The following is a 15,722-nucleotide window of genomic DNA, read 5'->3' as shown; positions in this document are numbered from 1 at the left end:
ATTAGAGGAGATACTACAAGGTACCAACCTTTTAATATTTATAATATAAAAGACGTTAATATTTATACAAATAGTTCTTTTGAAAACAAAGACAAACCGATAGTAGATACCACTAGGTACGATGGTTTTAACATATACAGCACCGAAAAATTACGTTACACTCCAAAAACGTTAACCAATGCTGTTTTTATTAAACCAAATAGTGTTTTTAGAGATATTGCTAGGCCTAGAACATCTAGAAAATTAAGTAATTTAAAAACATTTAGATACCCACGAATAGATTATATAGAAAACCCAGACACAACGCTTACTGCTAATATTTATTTAACACCATTAAAACGGTTTTCTTTAGGCTTTAGTGCCGAGGCTTCGCAAAGTAATATTCAATCTGTAGGTTTTTCACTAAACCCAAGTTTAATAATACGTAACCTATTTAAGGGGGCAGAAACATTAGAAATTTCGGGAATAGGGTCTATTGGTGCTTCAAAAGATGGAGCGAATGATAGAGATCAGTTTTTTGATATTAATGAGATTGGCGCCAATTTAAACCTATCTATCCCAAGATTATTTTCTCCTTTTAATACCGAAAAAATAATACCTGGTTACATGTTTCCTACTACTAGAATTAGTATGGCAGCTACCAGCCAAACTAATATTGGTTTAGACAAACAAACTTTTACTGGTACCTTTAATTATAGATGGTACCCCAATAGTCGCGTAACTAATAGGTTTGATTTATTTAATGTACAGTTTGTAAAAAACTTAAATACTTCCAATTATTTTGGAGTCTATCAAAACTCATATAATACATTAAATACTATAGCAATAAATTCGGGTTATATTAATTCTGGAGAATCTTTATCTATACCCAATCAAGCAAACCAGTTTATTGAAGATGCAAGTAATGGTACATTAGGAACAACAATTACACCTAGCGATTTACAAACGGTAAATTCTATAAATGAAAGAAAAAACAGACTAACAGAAGACAACCTTATTTTCTCATCTAACTTTAACTATGTTAAAGACAAAAGAGACAATTTATTTGATAATGATTTTTCAATTTTTAGAGCAAAATTAGAATTAGCAGGAAACCTTTTTGCTGCAACATCTAGGATCTTAAATCTAGAAAAAAATGAGAATGGTAAATATGAACTATTTAATGTAGCCTACTCACAATATGTAAAAACAGAATTAGATTATATAAAATACTGGGATCTAGGCAACAAAAATGTATTTGCTATTCGCACCTTTTTTGGTATAGCAATCCCTTATGGTAACTCCTCTAACATTCCATTCTCTAAAAGTTTCTTTGCAGGTGGCGCAAACGATAATCGTGCATGGACGGCATACAACTTAGGTCCAGGAAGTTCAGAAACTACAAATGAGTTTAATGAAGCCAACTTAAAAATTGCATTAAGCGCAGAAAACAGATTTAATATTTTTGGAGACTTAAATGGTGCCTTTTTTATAGACGCTGGTAATATTTGGAATGCTCTAGACGATGTAGAAGACAATGCAGCAACCTTTAATTCTTTTAAATCACTAAAGGACATTGCAATAGGAACAGGATTTGGCTTACGTTGGGATTTTAACTTTTTTGTTCTTAGAGGAGATATTGGCTTTAAAACCTACGATCCATCTTACAGAGACAGAAACAGGTGGTTTAACGACTATAATTTTTCTAATGCAGTATATAATATAGGTATAAACTACCCTTTCTAACCTATAAAATTAACATATACAACTACAACGTTTTCGGCGTTTTATATCTACTTTTCGCGACTAATAATCAAAAAAATGTTTACTTTTGGGCTTCAATTTTTTTCAATTAAAAACTAAAACATGTCACACCAAATAAAACCAGGAGTAGCAACAGGAAAAGAAGTTCAAGCTATATTTAAACTAGCAAAAGAAAAAGGATTCGCTTTACCAGCAGTAAATGTGGTAGGGTCCAATTCTATTAACGGTGTTTTAGAAACCGCTGCAGCTTTAAATGCCCCAGTAATTATTCAGTTTTCTAATGGTGGTGGCGTTTTTAATGCAGGAAAAAGCCTAAGTAACGAAAACCAAAAAGCGGCAATTGCTGGATGTATTGCAGGAGCAAAGCATGTACACTTAATGGCAGAAGCATACGGAGTTCCAGTTATTTTACATACAGATCACTGTGCTAAAAAATTACTACCATGGATAGATGGATTACTAGACGCGAGTGAAAAACACTTTGCAGAAACAGGAAAATCATTATACAGTTCTCACATGATTGACTTAAGTGAAGAGCCTATTGAAGAAAACATAGAAATATGTAAAACCTACCTTGAGCGTATGAGTAAAATGGGGATGACTCTAGAAATAGAATTAGGTATTACTGGAGGAGAAGAAGATGGCGTAGACAATAGTGATGTAGATGAGTCTAAGTTATACACACAACCAGAAGAAGTTGCTTATGCATACGAAGAGTTAAGTAAAATAAGTGATCAATTCACAATTGCAGCAGCATTTGGAAATGTACATGGTGTTTACAAACCAGGTAATGTAAAATTAACACCAAAAATATTAAAGAACTCTCAAGAACATATTTCTGAAAAGTATGGAGTGCCACACAATCATATCGATTTTGTATTCCATGGCGGATCTGGCTCTACAGTAGAAGAAATCCGTGAGGCTATTGGATATGGGGTAATAAAAATGAATATTGATACAGACATGCAATATGCATTTATGACTGGAGTTCGTGATTATATGAAAGATAAAGAAGCCTATTTACAATCTCAAATAGGAAACCCAGAAGGAGAAGAAGTCCCAAATAAAAAACATTACGATCCAAGAGTATGGTTACGTAAAGGTGAAAGTACTTTTGTAGAAAGACTAAAAAAGTCTTTTGAAGACCTTAACAATGTGAATACTTTATAAAATAATTTAAAGCCTTACCACTTAATTAAAAACAAAACTTTAATTTTGCAGTTAGGCTTTATTTATTTTCATTTGTTAAATATTAAATAAATGATGTCTTTTAATAAAACGATATAGGTTGATACAGCTATCATTTATATCCTTAAAACATTAAACCGTAAATAGATATTATGGCTTGGTTCAAAAGAAAAGAAAAAGGTATACAAACCACCACAGAAGAGAAAAAAGACATTCCTAAAGGATTATGGTATAAATCTCCTACTGGAAAAGTAATAGACTCTAAAGAACTAGAAAAAAACTTTTATGTGAGTCCTGAAGATGGTTACCACGTAAGAATAGGAAGTAAAGAATATTTCGAAATATTATTTGATGATAACAAATTCAAAGAGCTAGACGCTAAATTAACTTCGAAAGATCCACTTAAATTTGAGGATACTAAAAAATATCCAGACCGTTTAAAAGCTGCTCAAGAAAAAACAAATCTAATAGATGCCGTACGTACAGCCGTTGGTAAATCTAAAGGAGAAGACTTGGTTATTGCAGCAATGGATTTTAGCTTTATTGGAGGTTCTATGGGTAGTGTTGTAGGAGAAAAAATTGCTAGAGCTGCAGATTACGCTTTAAAAAATAAACTTCCATTCATGATTATCTCTAAATCTGGAGGAGCACGTATGATGGAAGCAGCCTTATCATTAATGCAATTAGCAAAAACATCTTCTAAATTAGCTCAATTAGCAGAAGCTGGACTACCATATATTTCATTATGTACAGACCCAACAACTGGAGGTACAACAGCATCTTTTGCTATGTTAGGAGATATAAATATTGCAGAACCAGGTGCTTTAATAGGTTTTGCAGGCCCAAGAGTTGTAAAAGACACTACTGGAAAAGAATTACCAGAAGGTTTCCAAACTTCGGAGTTTTTATTAGACCATGGATTCCTAGATTTTATATCGCATAGAAAAAATCTAAAAAATAAGATAAATTTATATATCGATTTAATAATGAATCGACCACTAAGAGCATAACTACAATAAAAAAAAGCGACCAATGGTCGCTTTTTTTATTTTCATTACTTTATAAATACGTTATTAAATCACGTATATATACCTAATAATTAACAAGCCATAATATTTAATTTAGAACATTCAAAACAATTAAAACTTAAAATTATGGCAACATATAGCTTAAAAGTAGTAAACAATAGCGTAAACACAGGAGACATAGCTCTTTTTCAATCACCTCCAGATGATTCTCTAGACCTAATGTCTACAGCTTGGTTAACAAAATTAGTCAACCCTAATACTACCTTACAATTTATTTGGGAGCAAGACTACAATCTTGTTTGGGATGAAACTGGTAACCTAGAACCTGGCGTTACTTTTAACGCTTCGCAAGTAGTACCAGCTAGTTTAAAAGATAATAACGAAATAATGTTTACTAAAAGAGATGGAGCCTACCAATTCATTAATCAAAAAAAGGCAGCAAAAGACGATGCTTTTATTATAAATTGCGATGGTACTATTCCTAATAAAAAAGCAGCTGTAGGTATTGGCATGTCGGGAGCTCCAATTTTACTCAGGCAAGCGCAACCCAATATCAATTTTAGCTTTATACCTAGTACTCCTCCAAAATACTGGATTACTTTTGGAAAGTATACACAAGGACAAGTTATAGATACTACTATTATTTACGATCAATCCGCATCAATTGTATTCCCTGCTAATGTGTATAAAATGACAGCGACACTTAATCCAGATAATACCTGGACCATAACACCAAATTAAATTATAATAAAAAGTAAGAAATACGTGAAGAGATAACCACAAACAAACTTAAACAGAATTCTATACTTAATTTATTAAATAGAGATATACTATTAAATAAAAATGATTATATTTGCCGCTTGAAAGAAAAACTTTCATATACATAACAATCATTTACAACAATATTAGAATGTATTTATCAAAAGAAGCAAAAGAAGAAATCTTCGCAAAACACGGTAAAGGAGCAAACGATACTGGTACTGCAGAAGGACAAATTGCATTATTCACTTACAGAATTAACCACTTAACAGAACACTTAAAAAACAATCGTAAAGATTATAATACAGAGCGTTCATTAGTAAAACTAGTAGGTAAAAGAAGAGCTTTACTAGATTACTTAACTAAGAAGGATGTCTTAAGATATCGTGCGATAGTAAAAGAATTAGGATTAAGAAAATAATCTAAATAAAAGACCACGCCTTCGAGCGTGGTTTTTTCTTATATAATAACTCGTTTTGGAAGAGTTTAAACTCCAAAATTGAAGAAGCTAATTATAGTTTTTCATTGGTCACACAACTACTACTACACAACAACACAACGACCATTGTTTAATTAGAATTAAAAAATATTTATGATTCCAAAAGTTTTTAGAGAGGTCATAGACCTTGGAGATGGAAGAGAAATTTCTATCGAAACCGGAAAATTAGCAAAGCAGGCTCATGGTTCTGTTGTTGTTCAGTCAGGAAACTGTATGTTATTATGTACGGTTGTTTCAAATTACAAACAAGCAGATGTAGACTTTTTACCATTAACGGTAGATTACAGAGAAAAGTTTGCAGCAGCAGGTCGTTATCCTGGTGGTTTCTTCAAAAGAGAAGCAAGACCTAGTGATGGTGAAGTATTAACGATGCGTTTAGTGGATCGTGTATTACGTCCATTATTCCCAAAAGACTACCATTCTGAAACTCAAGTAATGATTCAGTTAATGTCTCATGATGATGATGTTATGCCAGATGCTATGGCAGGATTAGCAGCTTCTGCTGCAATTCAATTATCAGATTTTCCATTTGAGTGCCCAATTTCTGAAGCTAGAGTTGGCCGTATTAATGGCGAATTTATTATCAACCCAACCAGAGCACAATTAGAAGAATCTGACATCGATATGATGATTGGTGCTTCAGCTGATTCTGTAATGATGGTTGAAGGTGAAATGGATGAGATTTCTGAAGAAGAAATGACAGAAGCTATTAAGTTTGCACACGAAGCTATTAAAGTACAATGTGCTGCTCAAGTAAAATTAGCTGAAGCCTTTGGTAAAAAAGAAACTCGTGAGTACGAACCAGAAAGAGAAGATGCCGATTTAGCAAAGAAAATTCATGATATGGCATACGACAAAGTGTATGCTGTAGCAAAAGCAGGTTCTTCTAAAAAAGAAAGAGGTGCTGCCTTTGGAGAAATAAAGGAAGAAATTAAAGCTACTTTTTCTGAAGAAGAATTAGAAGACTTTGGAGGGTTAGTTTCTAAATACTACTCTAAAGCAGAAAAAGCTGCTGTTAGAGATTTAACATTAAATGAAGGTTTACGTTTAGATGGACGTAAAACAGATGAAATTAGACCAATTTGGTGTGAGGTAGATTACTTACCATCTACACACGGATCGTCTATATTTACACGTGGAGAAACGCAAGCATTAGCAACAGTTACTTTAGGAACATCTAGAGAAGCTAACCAAATAGACATGCCATCTTACGAAGGAGAAGAGCGTTTCTATTTACACTATAACTTCCCTCCTTTCTCTACTGGAGAAGCGAGACCAATTCGTGGAACATCTCGTCGTGAGGTAGGACACGGAAATTTAGCACAACGTGCTTTAAAAGGAATGGTTCCAGAAGATTGCCCATATACTGTAAGAGTAGTATCTGAAGTATTAGAATCTAACGGGTCGTCTTCGATGGCTACAGTTTGTGCAGGTACAATGGCAATGATGGATGCAGGTGTACAAATGAAAAAACCAGTTTCTGGTATTGCTATGGGGTTAATCTCTGATGCAGATTCTGGAAAATACGCAGTACTATCTGATATTTTAGGAGACGAAGATCACTTAGGTGATATGGACTTTAAAGTTACTGGTACTGCAGACGGTATTACAGCTTGCCAAATGGATATTAAAGTAAAAGGATTGTCTTATGAAATTCTTGTAAATGCTTTAAAACAAGCGCGTGATGGTCGTTTACATATTTTAGGTAAATTAACAGATACTATTGAAACACCTAATGAAGATGTTAAGTCTCACGCACCTAAAATGGTTACTAGAGTTATTCCTAACGAATTTATTGGTGCTTTAATTGGGCCTGGAGGAAAAGTAATTCAAGAACTTCAAAAAGAAACTAATACAACTATCGTAATAAACGAAGATCCTGTAACAGAAGAAGGTATTGTAGAAATATTAGGTACTGGACAAGATGGTATTAATGCTGTATTAGCAAAAATTGATGCCTTGTTGTTTAAACCCCAAGTTGGTAGCATTTACGAAGTAAAAGTTATTAAAATGCTTGACTTTGGTGCTGTAGTAGAATATACAGAAGCTCCAGGAAACGAAGTGTTATTACACGTAAGTGAATTAGCATGGGAACGTACAGAAAATGTATCCGATGTTGTAAACATGGGTGATGTTTTTGACGTTAAGTACTTTGGTATAGATTCTAGAACACGTAAAGAGAAGGTCTCTCGTAAAGCAATTTTACCAAAACCTGAAGGCTACAAACCTAGACCGCCAAGAGAAAATAACGATCGTGGTGGACGTGATAATAAAGGAAGAGATAATAGAGGCGGACGTGATAATCGTCGTGACGATAAAAAGCCTAGAGAAAATTAAAAAGAGTAAAACTCTTTATAACTAATTACACATGAAGCCGTTTAAAATAATTTTAAACGGCTTCATGTATTTAAAAAAGCAGTATATTAACGCCCCCATATAAAAAACATTCAAATTAGTAGGGTATGTTACTTATAAACTGTTTTTTATAGCAGGATTCATCGCTCCTAAATAAAAAATAATAGTAAAGAATTCCCTAAATCCTCTACTTAAAATGACCAAAAAGAACATAATTGCATTGCTATTATTGTTATTTAATACAATTTTAATAGCGCAAACAAGCAAAATAAGTAGAGACAGTATCTTATCTGTAATAAATTCTGGTTTTAAAAACATTGGTATTGATAAAATAGATAAAGCTATTTATGAACTTAATATAAGCTTAGAGTATGGTAAGGCTAATAACGATAATCAAATCATCAAAAATTCTGCTACAGGACTTGGAGCTGCATATATAGCTTTAGATAATTTAAAGAAAGCCAACACCTACTATAATATAGCTCTAAACATAAGTCCAGAAACTATAACATCCGCAGATTACAATAATATTGCGAATTTGTTTGAATTGAAAAAAGACAGCGTTAGCGCTATTAAATATTACAAACTTTCTAGAAAGCTATGCATTAAAAATAAAGATTCTTTTAAAATAATATGGCCAGCTATAAACTTAGCTCTAATTAAACATAATCAAAAAAAATACAATGAGGCTACTTTTTATTTTAAAGAAGTATTGGATAATTTTGTTCCAAACTCATTACATCAACCCCAAATTTTTATAGACTCTAATCTCTATCTCGCAGAAATAAATACAAGGGATAAAAAATATAATGTAGCGCATTCTTACTTAAATAAAGCAGACTCTTTGTCTTTAACACTTAATAAATATGAAGAATTATTTAACTCAGAAAAAATTCGTTATAATATATACAACCAAACAAATCAACCTCTAAAAGCTAAAGAATCTTTACAAAAGCAAATTGAATATATTAGTGTTAGTAAAGACATACAACAAAACAAACTAATTAAAAACAGCAAGCTAGAACAAAAACTATTAGATAAAGAAAGAACGCTTGAATTTACAACTAAACTTAATAACACTCAAAAAGAGACGCTAAGAAAGACCCGCCTTTTCACATATATTGTATTAGTATTTTTAGGTTTAACATCAATAATATTGTATTTATTACAACGCAGTAATTCCTCTCGAAAAAAACTAAACGATGATTTAATCGCTAAAAACAAAGTATTATCTGAAGCTAAAGAAAAAACGGAATATGCTTCAAAACTAAAAGAGAATTTTTTCTCTACTATAAGTCATGAGTTAAGAACACCTTTATATGCTGTTACGGGAATTACAGATATTTTAATCGATGACAACCCAAAGGAAGAGCATATACATTACCTAAAAACATTAAAATCTTCCGGAGAGCACTTACTAGGTTTAATAAATAATATTCTACAAATTAATAAGTTTGATGCTAATAAAATTGAAATTAATACTATAGATTTTAATATCCGATCGCTCATTAGTAATATTAAAGAGTCTTTAAGTTATTTAAAAACAGAAAACAATAATCAGATACATATAGATATCGATGAAGCAATTCCAAGCGCATTGCAAGGAGACTCTTTAAAAATTGCACAAATAATAGTAAACCTTTTAAGTAATGCATTAAAATTTACTAAAAATGGTAATATTTGGATTATTATAAAATGTATTGAAAAAACAGAAAGTACTGTTAATTTAAATATAAAGGTTAAAGATGATGGTATAGGAATCTCTAAAGACATGCAAGCCCAAATTTTCGAGGATTTTTATCAAGAATCTATGAGGTTAGACAGAAACTACGAAGGTACAGGACTTGGTCTAGCCATTGTTAAACGTCTTCTTAATGCTATGGGAAGTGATATAAACGTAAATAGTACTCCTTTAGAGGGTTCTACATTTTATTTTGATTTAACGTTAAATATAAAACAGAAAAACACTGTCGTAGATCGTAAATTAAAAGAACACATAAATTTAGAAGGTAAACATTTTCTAGTAGTCGATGATAATGCTATAAACCTAATGATAACTAGACGTATTTTAGAATCTAAAAATGCAAAAGTAACAGTTGCAGAAAATGGTTTTGAAGCAATAAAAAAAGCAAAAGAACATATTTTTGATATTATATTAATGGATCTGCATATGCCCAAGATGAATGGCTATGCAACGACCAAAGAAATAAAACGCTTTAATACGACAACCCCAGTTATAGCGTTAACAGCTGAAACTTTAGATAATAATAAAAATAAAATTACAGAATCTGGTATTGATAGTATTATTACCAAACCATTTGTAACTGAGAATTTCTTTAATGTGATAAAGAAGTTTCTATAAATACATCTAGCAGATATAAGGTTCATTGTTTTATAATCCATAAGTTAATCCAAGAGTTAGGTAATTCATACCAAAATTAGAAGGAAATCTCTTTTTAAATAAGTTATAGGGTACAAAGAAATAATCTAATTTCAACCCTATATTACTCTTAAAAATAGAGGTTCTTATGGCCGTTCCTATATTAACAAAAATTGTCTCAGCTCCATACACACTATCATTTTCCTCCTTAGGCTTCCCTGTTTCAATATCGGTTTGAAAAAATCCAACGCCTAAACCAGATTTAACATCCCAATAAATTTTCTTATTTATTCTTTTAACTTTGGTAAGCCATACACCCAATACGCCACTTAAAGCAGTTCCTCCTTCTAGCTTTTCGTTATCAGTAAAATATACAATCCTTTTTTCTTCTTTTGGAATAAATAAAGAGGTTCCTATATCTATTCGTAACTTTTCGTCTACTGGAAACCCAATATAAAACCCAAACCCTATGCTTTGCTGCAATGTGTTAGATAAATTGCCTACTGGAATAAAAGTGTTTAACTCTAAAGTATAGGCACTAGCTAATTCCCAATTATAATTATCTGTATCTATATTTTGCGCAGAACTTGTTATGCTAAACATAAACATACCAAGTATAAAAGTTATCTTTTTCATCTTCAAATTTTTATTGTATTCTTTCAAATTCAAAAGATGAATTATATCTATGTCCAGACCCCATTAGTAATAAAAATGCGCCCTCATTACTTACAGCCTCATTAACAATTAAATTATTATTATTTGAAATGGCCAATCTTCTCTTATTATTTAAACAACCTCCAAAAATATATGGTATACCATAACAATCAAGTTGTTTATTATCTAAATAGAACATCCCTTTTCTTAACTTACCAGCTAATTGAGCTTCTTTTATTAAAATATTATTTTCAAATAACTTTACAGATAAGTTATTTTTAATTAATTCTAATTGAACGAAATAATCATTTTGATTATAAGTTAAATTAGACGACTTGTTTTTTTCTTTCCAATACTCATTAACAATCTCTCTATATATGTTAGTATACTTTAATGAATCTTTATCTACATTTTTAAAATTCTTACCAAACCTTTTACTCGGATAAATTTTATATTTTCCACTTATTACAGACAAATTCCCTTCAGAAAGCTTGCTGTAATCTTTTGAGAATTCCCGCTTAGAAAATGACGCACAACTAGTAAATATTGTCATTATTAGTATACCTACTGGTAAAATAAATTTTGCTTTCATAATAATTCAGTTTTAAATTTAATTCAAAATTATTGCTATAATCACACAACTAATGATTATAATCACCAATCATGTATATATTATTTGTGATAATCACAAATAATATATATTTTTAAAACATGTTTCAAGCCACTTTTCTTCTGCATTTAAAAAATGAATTACCCGAAAACACTTCTATTATAGAAGCGGTTGCAACTGCCTTACAAATAAGTTATGATGCCGCACATAGAAGAACGAGTTTAAAAAGCAAACTCTCTTTAGATGAAAGTGTAATGTTAGCTAATTATTACCATTTATCGTTAGATCGCTTATATGAAACTACAGGAGCTCAATTTGTTTCAGTAGAAAAAACAAAGCATATAGAACATGAAAAAGAGTTACAATTATATTTTGAAGAGTCGTATAACTCTCTATTTCCGCTATTAAAACAACACAATAGCAGAATTCTATATTCTGCTAAAGACATTCCTTTATTTTATAATTTAAATGGAGATTTATTAAGTCGTTTTAAATATTATGTATGGCTTAAATTATTAGATCCAACATTTACAAATAAAAGCTTTGAATCTTTCACTCCAAGCCTTTCACTTATTAAAGCTGGCAAAGAATTAGGGAGCTTATATCAAAACTTAAACACTAGCGAAATTTGGGATATAACAACAGTTAATAGCACCTTAAAACAAATTCATTTTTATTTTGAAGCTGGACAAATAGAAACAACAACAGCCTTAAACATGTGCGAATTGTTAAAACTACTAATACAAAATGTAGCAAAAAAAATAACTTCAAGTAATGAAAAATTTCAATTATACTATAACGAGTTACACTTAATGAATAATAATGTATTAGTAAGTACCCCAGAGATACAATCATTATATGTTCCCTTTACTTTATTATCATACTACAAAACAAGCGACAAACAAACCTGTAAAGAGGCCGAAGTATTTTTAAGTAAACAATTACAAAATTCTAAGTTATTAAATACTGCTGGAGAAAAAGAACGCAATTTATTTTTTAATAAAATTCATTCTAAAATAAATGCTTTACAAAAACTAATAGAAGCCACACAAGTATTAGATTTTGAATAAGTTAACATTTAAAATAAAATAATATTGCTCTAAACCGAACTATATAATGAAATAATTTAAACATAAAAAAAAGCCCTAAATAAAAATAATTTAAAACTTTTTGTAACAAAATGTAATCTTTATACGTATAACCATTGACAGCAAATTATTTACCTACAAAAAAATCACACATATTTTAGATGAGACAACTTAAAATTACCAAGCAGGTAACCAATAGAGAGACCGCTTCTTTAGACAAATACTTACAAGAAATAGGAAAGGTTGATCTTATTACAGCAGACGAAGAAGTAGAATTAGCTCAGCGTATTAAAGCTGGCGATCAAATCGCTTTAGAGAAATTAACTAAAGCAAACTTACGTTTCGTTGTATCTGTTGCTAAGCAATATCAAAATCAAGGGTTAACATTACCAGATTTAATTAACGAAGGTAATTTAGGATTAATTAAAGCCGCTCAACGTTTCGATGAAACTCGTGGATTTAAATTTATCTCTTATGCTGTTTGGTGGATTCGTCAATCTATATTGCAAGCGTTAGCTGAGCAATCTCGTATTGTTCGTTTACCGCTTAACAAGATTGGTTCTATTAATAAAATAAATAAAACTTTTGCCTTTTTAGAGCAAGCACATGAGCGTCCGCCAAGTGCAGAAGAAATTGCAAAAGAATTAGATATGACAATTAACGACGTTAAAGAATCTATGAAGAATTCTGGACGTCATGTTAGTATGGATGCGCCTTTAGTAGAAGGTGAAGATTCTAACTTATACGATGTATTAAATAGTGGAGAATCTCCAAATCCAGACAGAGAATTATTACACGAGTCACTACGTACTGAAATAGAAAGAGCTTTAGAGACATTAACTCCGCGAGAAGCAGATGTTATTAGACTTTACTTTGGTTTAGGAAACCAACACCCAATGACATTAGAAGAAATTGGAGAGACTTTCGACTTAACGCGTGAACGTGTAAGACAAATTAAAGAAAAAGCAATTCGTAGGTTAAAACATACATCTAGAAGTAAAATATTAAAAACTTATTTAGGATAAAATAACATCCTAATAACAGTAACAAACAGTTATTCATAACTGTTCGTTTTTTGATTGATGAAAGAACCCACGGCTGATTACCGTGGGTTCATTTTTATAAATAAGTATAGCTCCCCTCTAAAACAATAAGCTATGCTAAAAACAATATGCTATGTTAGTAGTTCTGATATAGATCTAAATATCAGTGATTTAAATGAATTATTTAAAACTACTATAAAAAACAATACCCATTCAAAGATTTCGGGTATCCTAATCTATAAAAACGGTAATTTTTTACAAATTATTGAAGGCGAGGAAAACCAGATAGATAAACTTTACACAAAAATATGTTTAGATGCTAGACATCATGGCACCATTTTAATTATTGAAACAAAAATATGTGATCGTGTTTTTGATAATTATAGTACTGAGTTTCCTATAATTAATAACAATAAGCAAATGTTAAAACTAAAACATTATCTTAATTGGCTCAAAGAAGCAGAATTACATAAGGTTAACAAACTTATTAGAATAATAGAAAACTTTATTGAAATAAAAGTATTGACAGCAATATAATTCTATTATTTTTGCTGAAACAAACAACTCAACAATACTACAATGGCTTCAAAGTTAATTGCCCCTTCGGTACTTGCGGCAGATTTCGCAAACCTTCAACGTGACATAGAAATGGTTAACAGCAGTGATGCAGACTGGTTTCATATAGATATTATGGATGGTGTTTTTGTACCGAATATCTCATTTGGTATGCCTGTTTTAAAAGCGATATCAAAGCATGCTACAAAAACCATAGATGTACATTTAATGATTGTAGATCCAGATCGTTATATTAAAACCTTTGCACAGTTAGGTAGTAATGTGCTTACAGTGCATTACGAAGCATGTACACATCTACACAGAACGCTACAAGCTATTAAGGCTGAAGGCATGCAAGCTGGTGTTGCATTAAACCCACATACTAATGTAAATGTCCTAGAAGATACTATAAACGATATAGACCTAGTATGTATAATGAGTGTAAACCCTGGTTTTGGAGGGCAAAGTTTTATTGAAAACACCTATAATAAAGTAAAGCAATTAAAAGAACTTATTGCTAAAAAAGGAGCTAGCACCAAAATTGAAATAGATGGAGGGGTTACAAATAAAAATGCAAAAGCATTAGTAGATGCTGGAGCAGATGTTTTAGTTGCTGGTAGTTATGTTTTTAAAAGCGACACTCCTGCAGAAACTATTAAAGGCTTAAAAGCTATAGCTAATAGTTAATAGCCATTAAAATTAAAGTTAAGCATTTCCTTAACTTTTGTATAAATCTCTGGAAACTGGCTTTTAAATTCGTGAGGCGTTTCTATAAATGTTTCTATTATTACAGATATAAATTCAAAGTGGTTGGTATACGCATAATCTCTTAAATATTTTGATGTTACCAACCGCTCTTTATAATCTCCATTTTTTTCAAGAAACTCTGTAATCTCTAAAAAAGTATTAAAAAAAATAATAGCTGTAATTCCTTTTTTCTTTAAACAGCTTATATGCAGTGCGTGTATAAACTCATGTATACCGAGGTTTAAATTATCGTTATCTATTTCGTAACCATGTAAAAAATCTTCCCAAGAAAACACAATAGCTTTAAAAGCAGGGTTAAACTCCCCTTTATGGTATTCTTTATTTGTATTAGAAAAAAACACTTTAGGGTATAATAAAACCTTATCTATTAATCTTATTTTATAATCTCTATAACCAAAAGTAACCATTGTTGCCGTTGCAGCCACAAGTACCTTCATTCTATCGGTAACTTCCAAATTATCTTTACCAAAAAATGTTTTATTATTAATAAATTTATTTACTCGATGCTCAAAATAACGCTGGTATTTGGGAGGTAATTTTTGATAGAATTTAAATTCTTTTTTTAACACACTTAATTGCGCTTTTGGCAATGATTTTAACTTTAAATACACGTGATTAAAAAATGGCCTTTTGTGTATTGAAGCATATCTATATTCTAAACTTAAATATATTCTGTAAAACACTAAAAGTATTAAAAATATGGTCGCAAATAATAAAACATATTTAGTTACTAATGGATTTTCAAATTCTTCTTGGGCAAAAATTAAGAGGCGATTCATATAATATAAGTAGGGAAAATCCTGTTTAGGTTACAACTATTTTAAGTTTTTATGTAAGCTAAAATATGAAAACAAACATTAAAAAGTAGACTTCTTCTCAAGTTCTGGTAATACTTGATCTATTCTTTTAGCTAGCTCTGGTAATTTTATTGTGGGGATTGCGGGAAACAAATGATGCTCTAAATGATAAAACATACTAAATGTAATTTTATTTTTCCACCCTTTTCGTTGGGTTCTTGCAAAATTTGGATTTTCTTCTGTATCATGATGTAC

General features: G+C 30.9%; 15 protein-coding genes. 11 read left to right on the top strand and 4 right to left on the bottom strand.

The window, feature by feature from the left end; translation table 11 throughout:
* The 7 genes from tamL to ACVC2P_RS17875 all read left to right on the top strand — a co-directional run.
* On the top strand, nucleotides 1-1,725 hold a 1,725-nt coding region (gene tamL / locus ACVC2P_RS17905), incomplete at its 5' end, for a translocation and assembly module lipoprotein TamL (RefSeq protein ID WP_452599817.1).
* A 120-nt stretch (nucleotides 1,726-1,845) separates the two neighbouring features.
* Entirely contained in the window at nucleotides 1,846-2,913 is a 1,068-nt protein-coding gene (gene fbaA, locus ACVC2P_RS17900; protein ID WP_452599816.1) for a class II fructose-bisphosphate aldolase, read from the top strand.
* A 170-nt stretch (nucleotides 2,914-3,083) separates the two neighbouring features.
* Nucleotides 3,084-3,941 (top strand): acetyl-CoA carboxylase, carboxyltransferase subunit beta, encoded by an 858-nt coding sequence (gene accD, locus ACVC2P_RS17895; RefSeq protein ID WP_452599815.1) that lies wholly within the window; start codon nucleotides 3,084-3,086, stop codon nucleotides 3,939-3,941.
* Between the two features lie 144 nt (nucleotides 3,942-4,085).
* Entirely contained in the window at nucleotides 4,086-4,700 is a 615-nt protein-coding gene (locus tag ACVC2P_RS17890; RefSeq protein WP_452599814.1) for a hypothetical protein, read from the top strand.
* 169 nt (nucleotides 4,701-4,869) lie between these two features.
* Nucleotides 4,870-5,139 carry a 30S ribosomal protein S15 gene (gene rpsO / locus ACVC2P_RS17885; RefSeq protein ID WP_452599813.1) on the top strand — a complete coding sequence of 90 codons (270 nt, stop codon included), beginning with the start codon at nucleotides 4,870-4,872 and terminating at the stop codon, nucleotides 5,137-5,139.
* A gap of 171 nt (nucleotides 5,140-5,310) precedes the next feature.
* The gene (locus tag ACVC2P_RS17880) at nucleotides 5,311-7,554 is read left to right on the top strand and encodes a polyribonucleotide nucleotidyltransferase (RefSeq protein WP_452599812.1); all 2,244 of its coding nucleotides are present in this window, start codon (nucleotides 5,311-5,313) and stop codon (nucleotides 7,552-7,554) included.
* A 214-nt stretch (nucleotides 7,555-7,768) separates the two neighbouring features.
* Nucleotides 7,769-9,934, top strand: coding sequence for an ATP-binding protein (locus ACVC2P_RS17875; protein ID WP_452599811.1), 2,166 nt, complete (start codon nucleotides 7,769-7,771; stop codon nucleotides 9,932-9,934).
* A gap of 30 nt (nucleotides 9,935-9,964) precedes the next feature.
* Here the strand turns inward: ACVC2P_RS17875 and ACVC2P_RS17870 are convergent, their stop codons facing one another.
* The gene (locus ACVC2P_RS17870) at nucleotides 9,965-10,588 is read right to left on the bottom strand and encodes a hypothetical protein (protein WP_452599810.1); all 624 of its coding nucleotides are present in this window, start codon (nucleotides 10,586-10,588) and stop codon (nucleotides 9,965-9,967) included.
* Nucleotides 10,589-10,598: 10 nt separating this feature from the next.
* Nucleotides 10,599-11,198 (bottom strand): hypothetical protein, encoded by a 600-nt coding sequence (locus ACVC2P_RS17865; RefSeq protein WP_452599809.1) that lies wholly within the window; start codon nucleotides 11,196-11,198, stop codon nucleotides 10,599-10,601.
* A gap of 119 nt (nucleotides 11,199-11,317) precedes the next feature.
* Here ACVC2P_RS17865 and ACVC2P_RS17860 point away from each other — a divergent pair, with 119 nt between their 5' ends.
* From ACVC2P_RS17860 to rpe, 4 genes are all read left to right on the top strand, one after another.
* Nucleotides 11,318-12,286, top strand: a complete 969-nt coding sequence (locus tag ACVC2P_RS17860) for a hypothetical protein (RefSeq protein WP_452599808.1) — start codon at nucleotides 11,318-11,320, stop codon at nucleotides 12,284-12,286.
* A gap of 179 nt (nucleotides 12,287-12,465) precedes the next feature.
* The gene (locus tag ACVC2P_RS17855; RefSeq protein ID WP_055435630.1) at nucleotides 12,466-13,329 is read left to right on the top strand and encodes a sigma-70 family RNA polymerase sigma factor; all 864 of its coding nucleotides are present in this window, start codon (nucleotides 12,466-12,468) and stop codon (nucleotides 13,327-13,329) included.
* A 132-nt stretch (nucleotides 13,330-13,461) separates the two neighbouring features.
* A complete protein-coding gene (locus tag ACVC2P_RS17850) occupies nucleotides 13,462-13,884 on the top strand; it encodes a BLUF domain-containing protein (protein WP_452599807.1) in 423 nt (140 codons plus the stop codon).
* Between the two features lie 42 nt (nucleotides 13,885-13,926).
* Nucleotides 13,927-14,589: a ribulose-phosphate 3-epimerase gene (gene rpe, locus ACVC2P_RS17845; protein ID WP_452599806.1), complete on the top strand. Its 663-nt coding sequence runs from the start codon at nucleotides 13,927-13,929 to the stop codon at nucleotides 14,587-14,589.
* On the opposite strand, the gene ACVC2P_RS17840 is transcribed toward rpe, so the two are convergent.
* Together ACVC2P_RS17840 and ACVC2P_RS17835 are read right to left on the bottom strand one after the other, a co-directional pair.
* Entirely contained in the window at nucleotides 14,586-15,449 is an 864-nt protein-coding gene (locus tag ACVC2P_RS17840) for a zinc-dependent peptidase (protein ID WP_452599805.1), read from the bottom strand. The two genes, rpe and ACVC2P_RS17840, sit on opposite strands and share 4 nt — an antisense overlap.
* A gap of 78 nt (nucleotides 15,450-15,527) precedes the next feature.
* A partial coding sequence (locus ACVC2P_RS17835) for a fatty acid desaturase (protein WP_452599804.1) occupies nucleotides 15,528-15,722 on the bottom strand: 195 nt, incomplete at its 5' end.

Source organism: Pontimicrobium sp. MEBiC01747 (assembly GCF_053601635.1).
Note: the sequence above shows the minus strand (reverse complement) of the source record. Positions and strands in the feature narration are given on the sequence as shown.

Bases quoted from the DNA above. Each gene is read 5' to 3' on its own strand.
- fbaA (WP_452599816.1), top strand. From the start codon at position 1,846: ATGTCACACCAAATAAAACCAGGAGTAGCAACAGGAAAAGAAGTTCAA.
- accD (WP_452599815.1), top strand. From the start codon at position 3,084: ATGGCTTGGTTCAAAAGAAAAGAAAAAGGTATACAAACCACCACAGAA.
- ACVC2P_RS17890 (WP_452599814.1), top strand. From the start codon at position 4,086: ATGGCAACATATAGCTTAAAAGTAGTAAACAATAGCGTAAACACAGGA.
- rpsO (WP_452599813.1), top strand. From the start codon at position 4,870: ATGTATTTATCAAAAGAAGCAAAAGAAGAAATCTTCGCAAAACACGGT.
- ACVC2P_RS17880 (WP_452599812.1), top strand. From the start codon at position 5,311: ATGATTCCAAAAGTTTTTAGAGAGGTCATAGACCTTGGAGATGGAAGA.
- ACVC2P_RS17875 (WP_452599811.1), top strand. From the start codon at position 7,769: ATGACCAAAAAGAACATAATTGCATTGCTATTATTGTTATTTAATACA.
- ACVC2P_RS17870 (WP_452599810.1), bottom strand. From the start codon at position 10,588: ATGAAAAAGATAACTTTTATACTTGGTATGTTTATGTTTAGCATAACA.
- ACVC2P_RS17865 (WP_452599809.1), bottom strand. From the start codon at position 11,198: ATGAAAGCAAAATTTATTTTACCAGTAGGTATACTAATAATGACAATA.
- ACVC2P_RS17860 (WP_452599808.1), top strand. From the start codon at position 11,318: ATGTTTCAAGCCACTTTTCTTCTGCATTTAAAAAATGAATTACCCGAA.
- ACVC2P_RS17855 (WP_055435630.1), top strand. From the start codon at position 12,466: ATGAGACAACTTAAAATTACCAAGCAGGTAACCAATAGAGAGACCGCT.
- ACVC2P_RS17850 (WP_452599807.1), top strand. From the start codon at position 13,462: ATGCTAAAAACAATATGCTATGTTAGTAGTTCTGATATAGATCTAAAT.
- rpe (WP_452599806.1), top strand. From the start codon at position 13,927: ATGGCTTCAAAGTTAATTGCCCCTTCGGTACTTGCGGCAGATTTCGCA.
- ACVC2P_RS17840 (WP_452599805.1), bottom strand. From the start codon at position 15,449: ATGAATCGCCTCTTAATTTTTGCCCAAGAAGAATTTGAAAATCCATTA.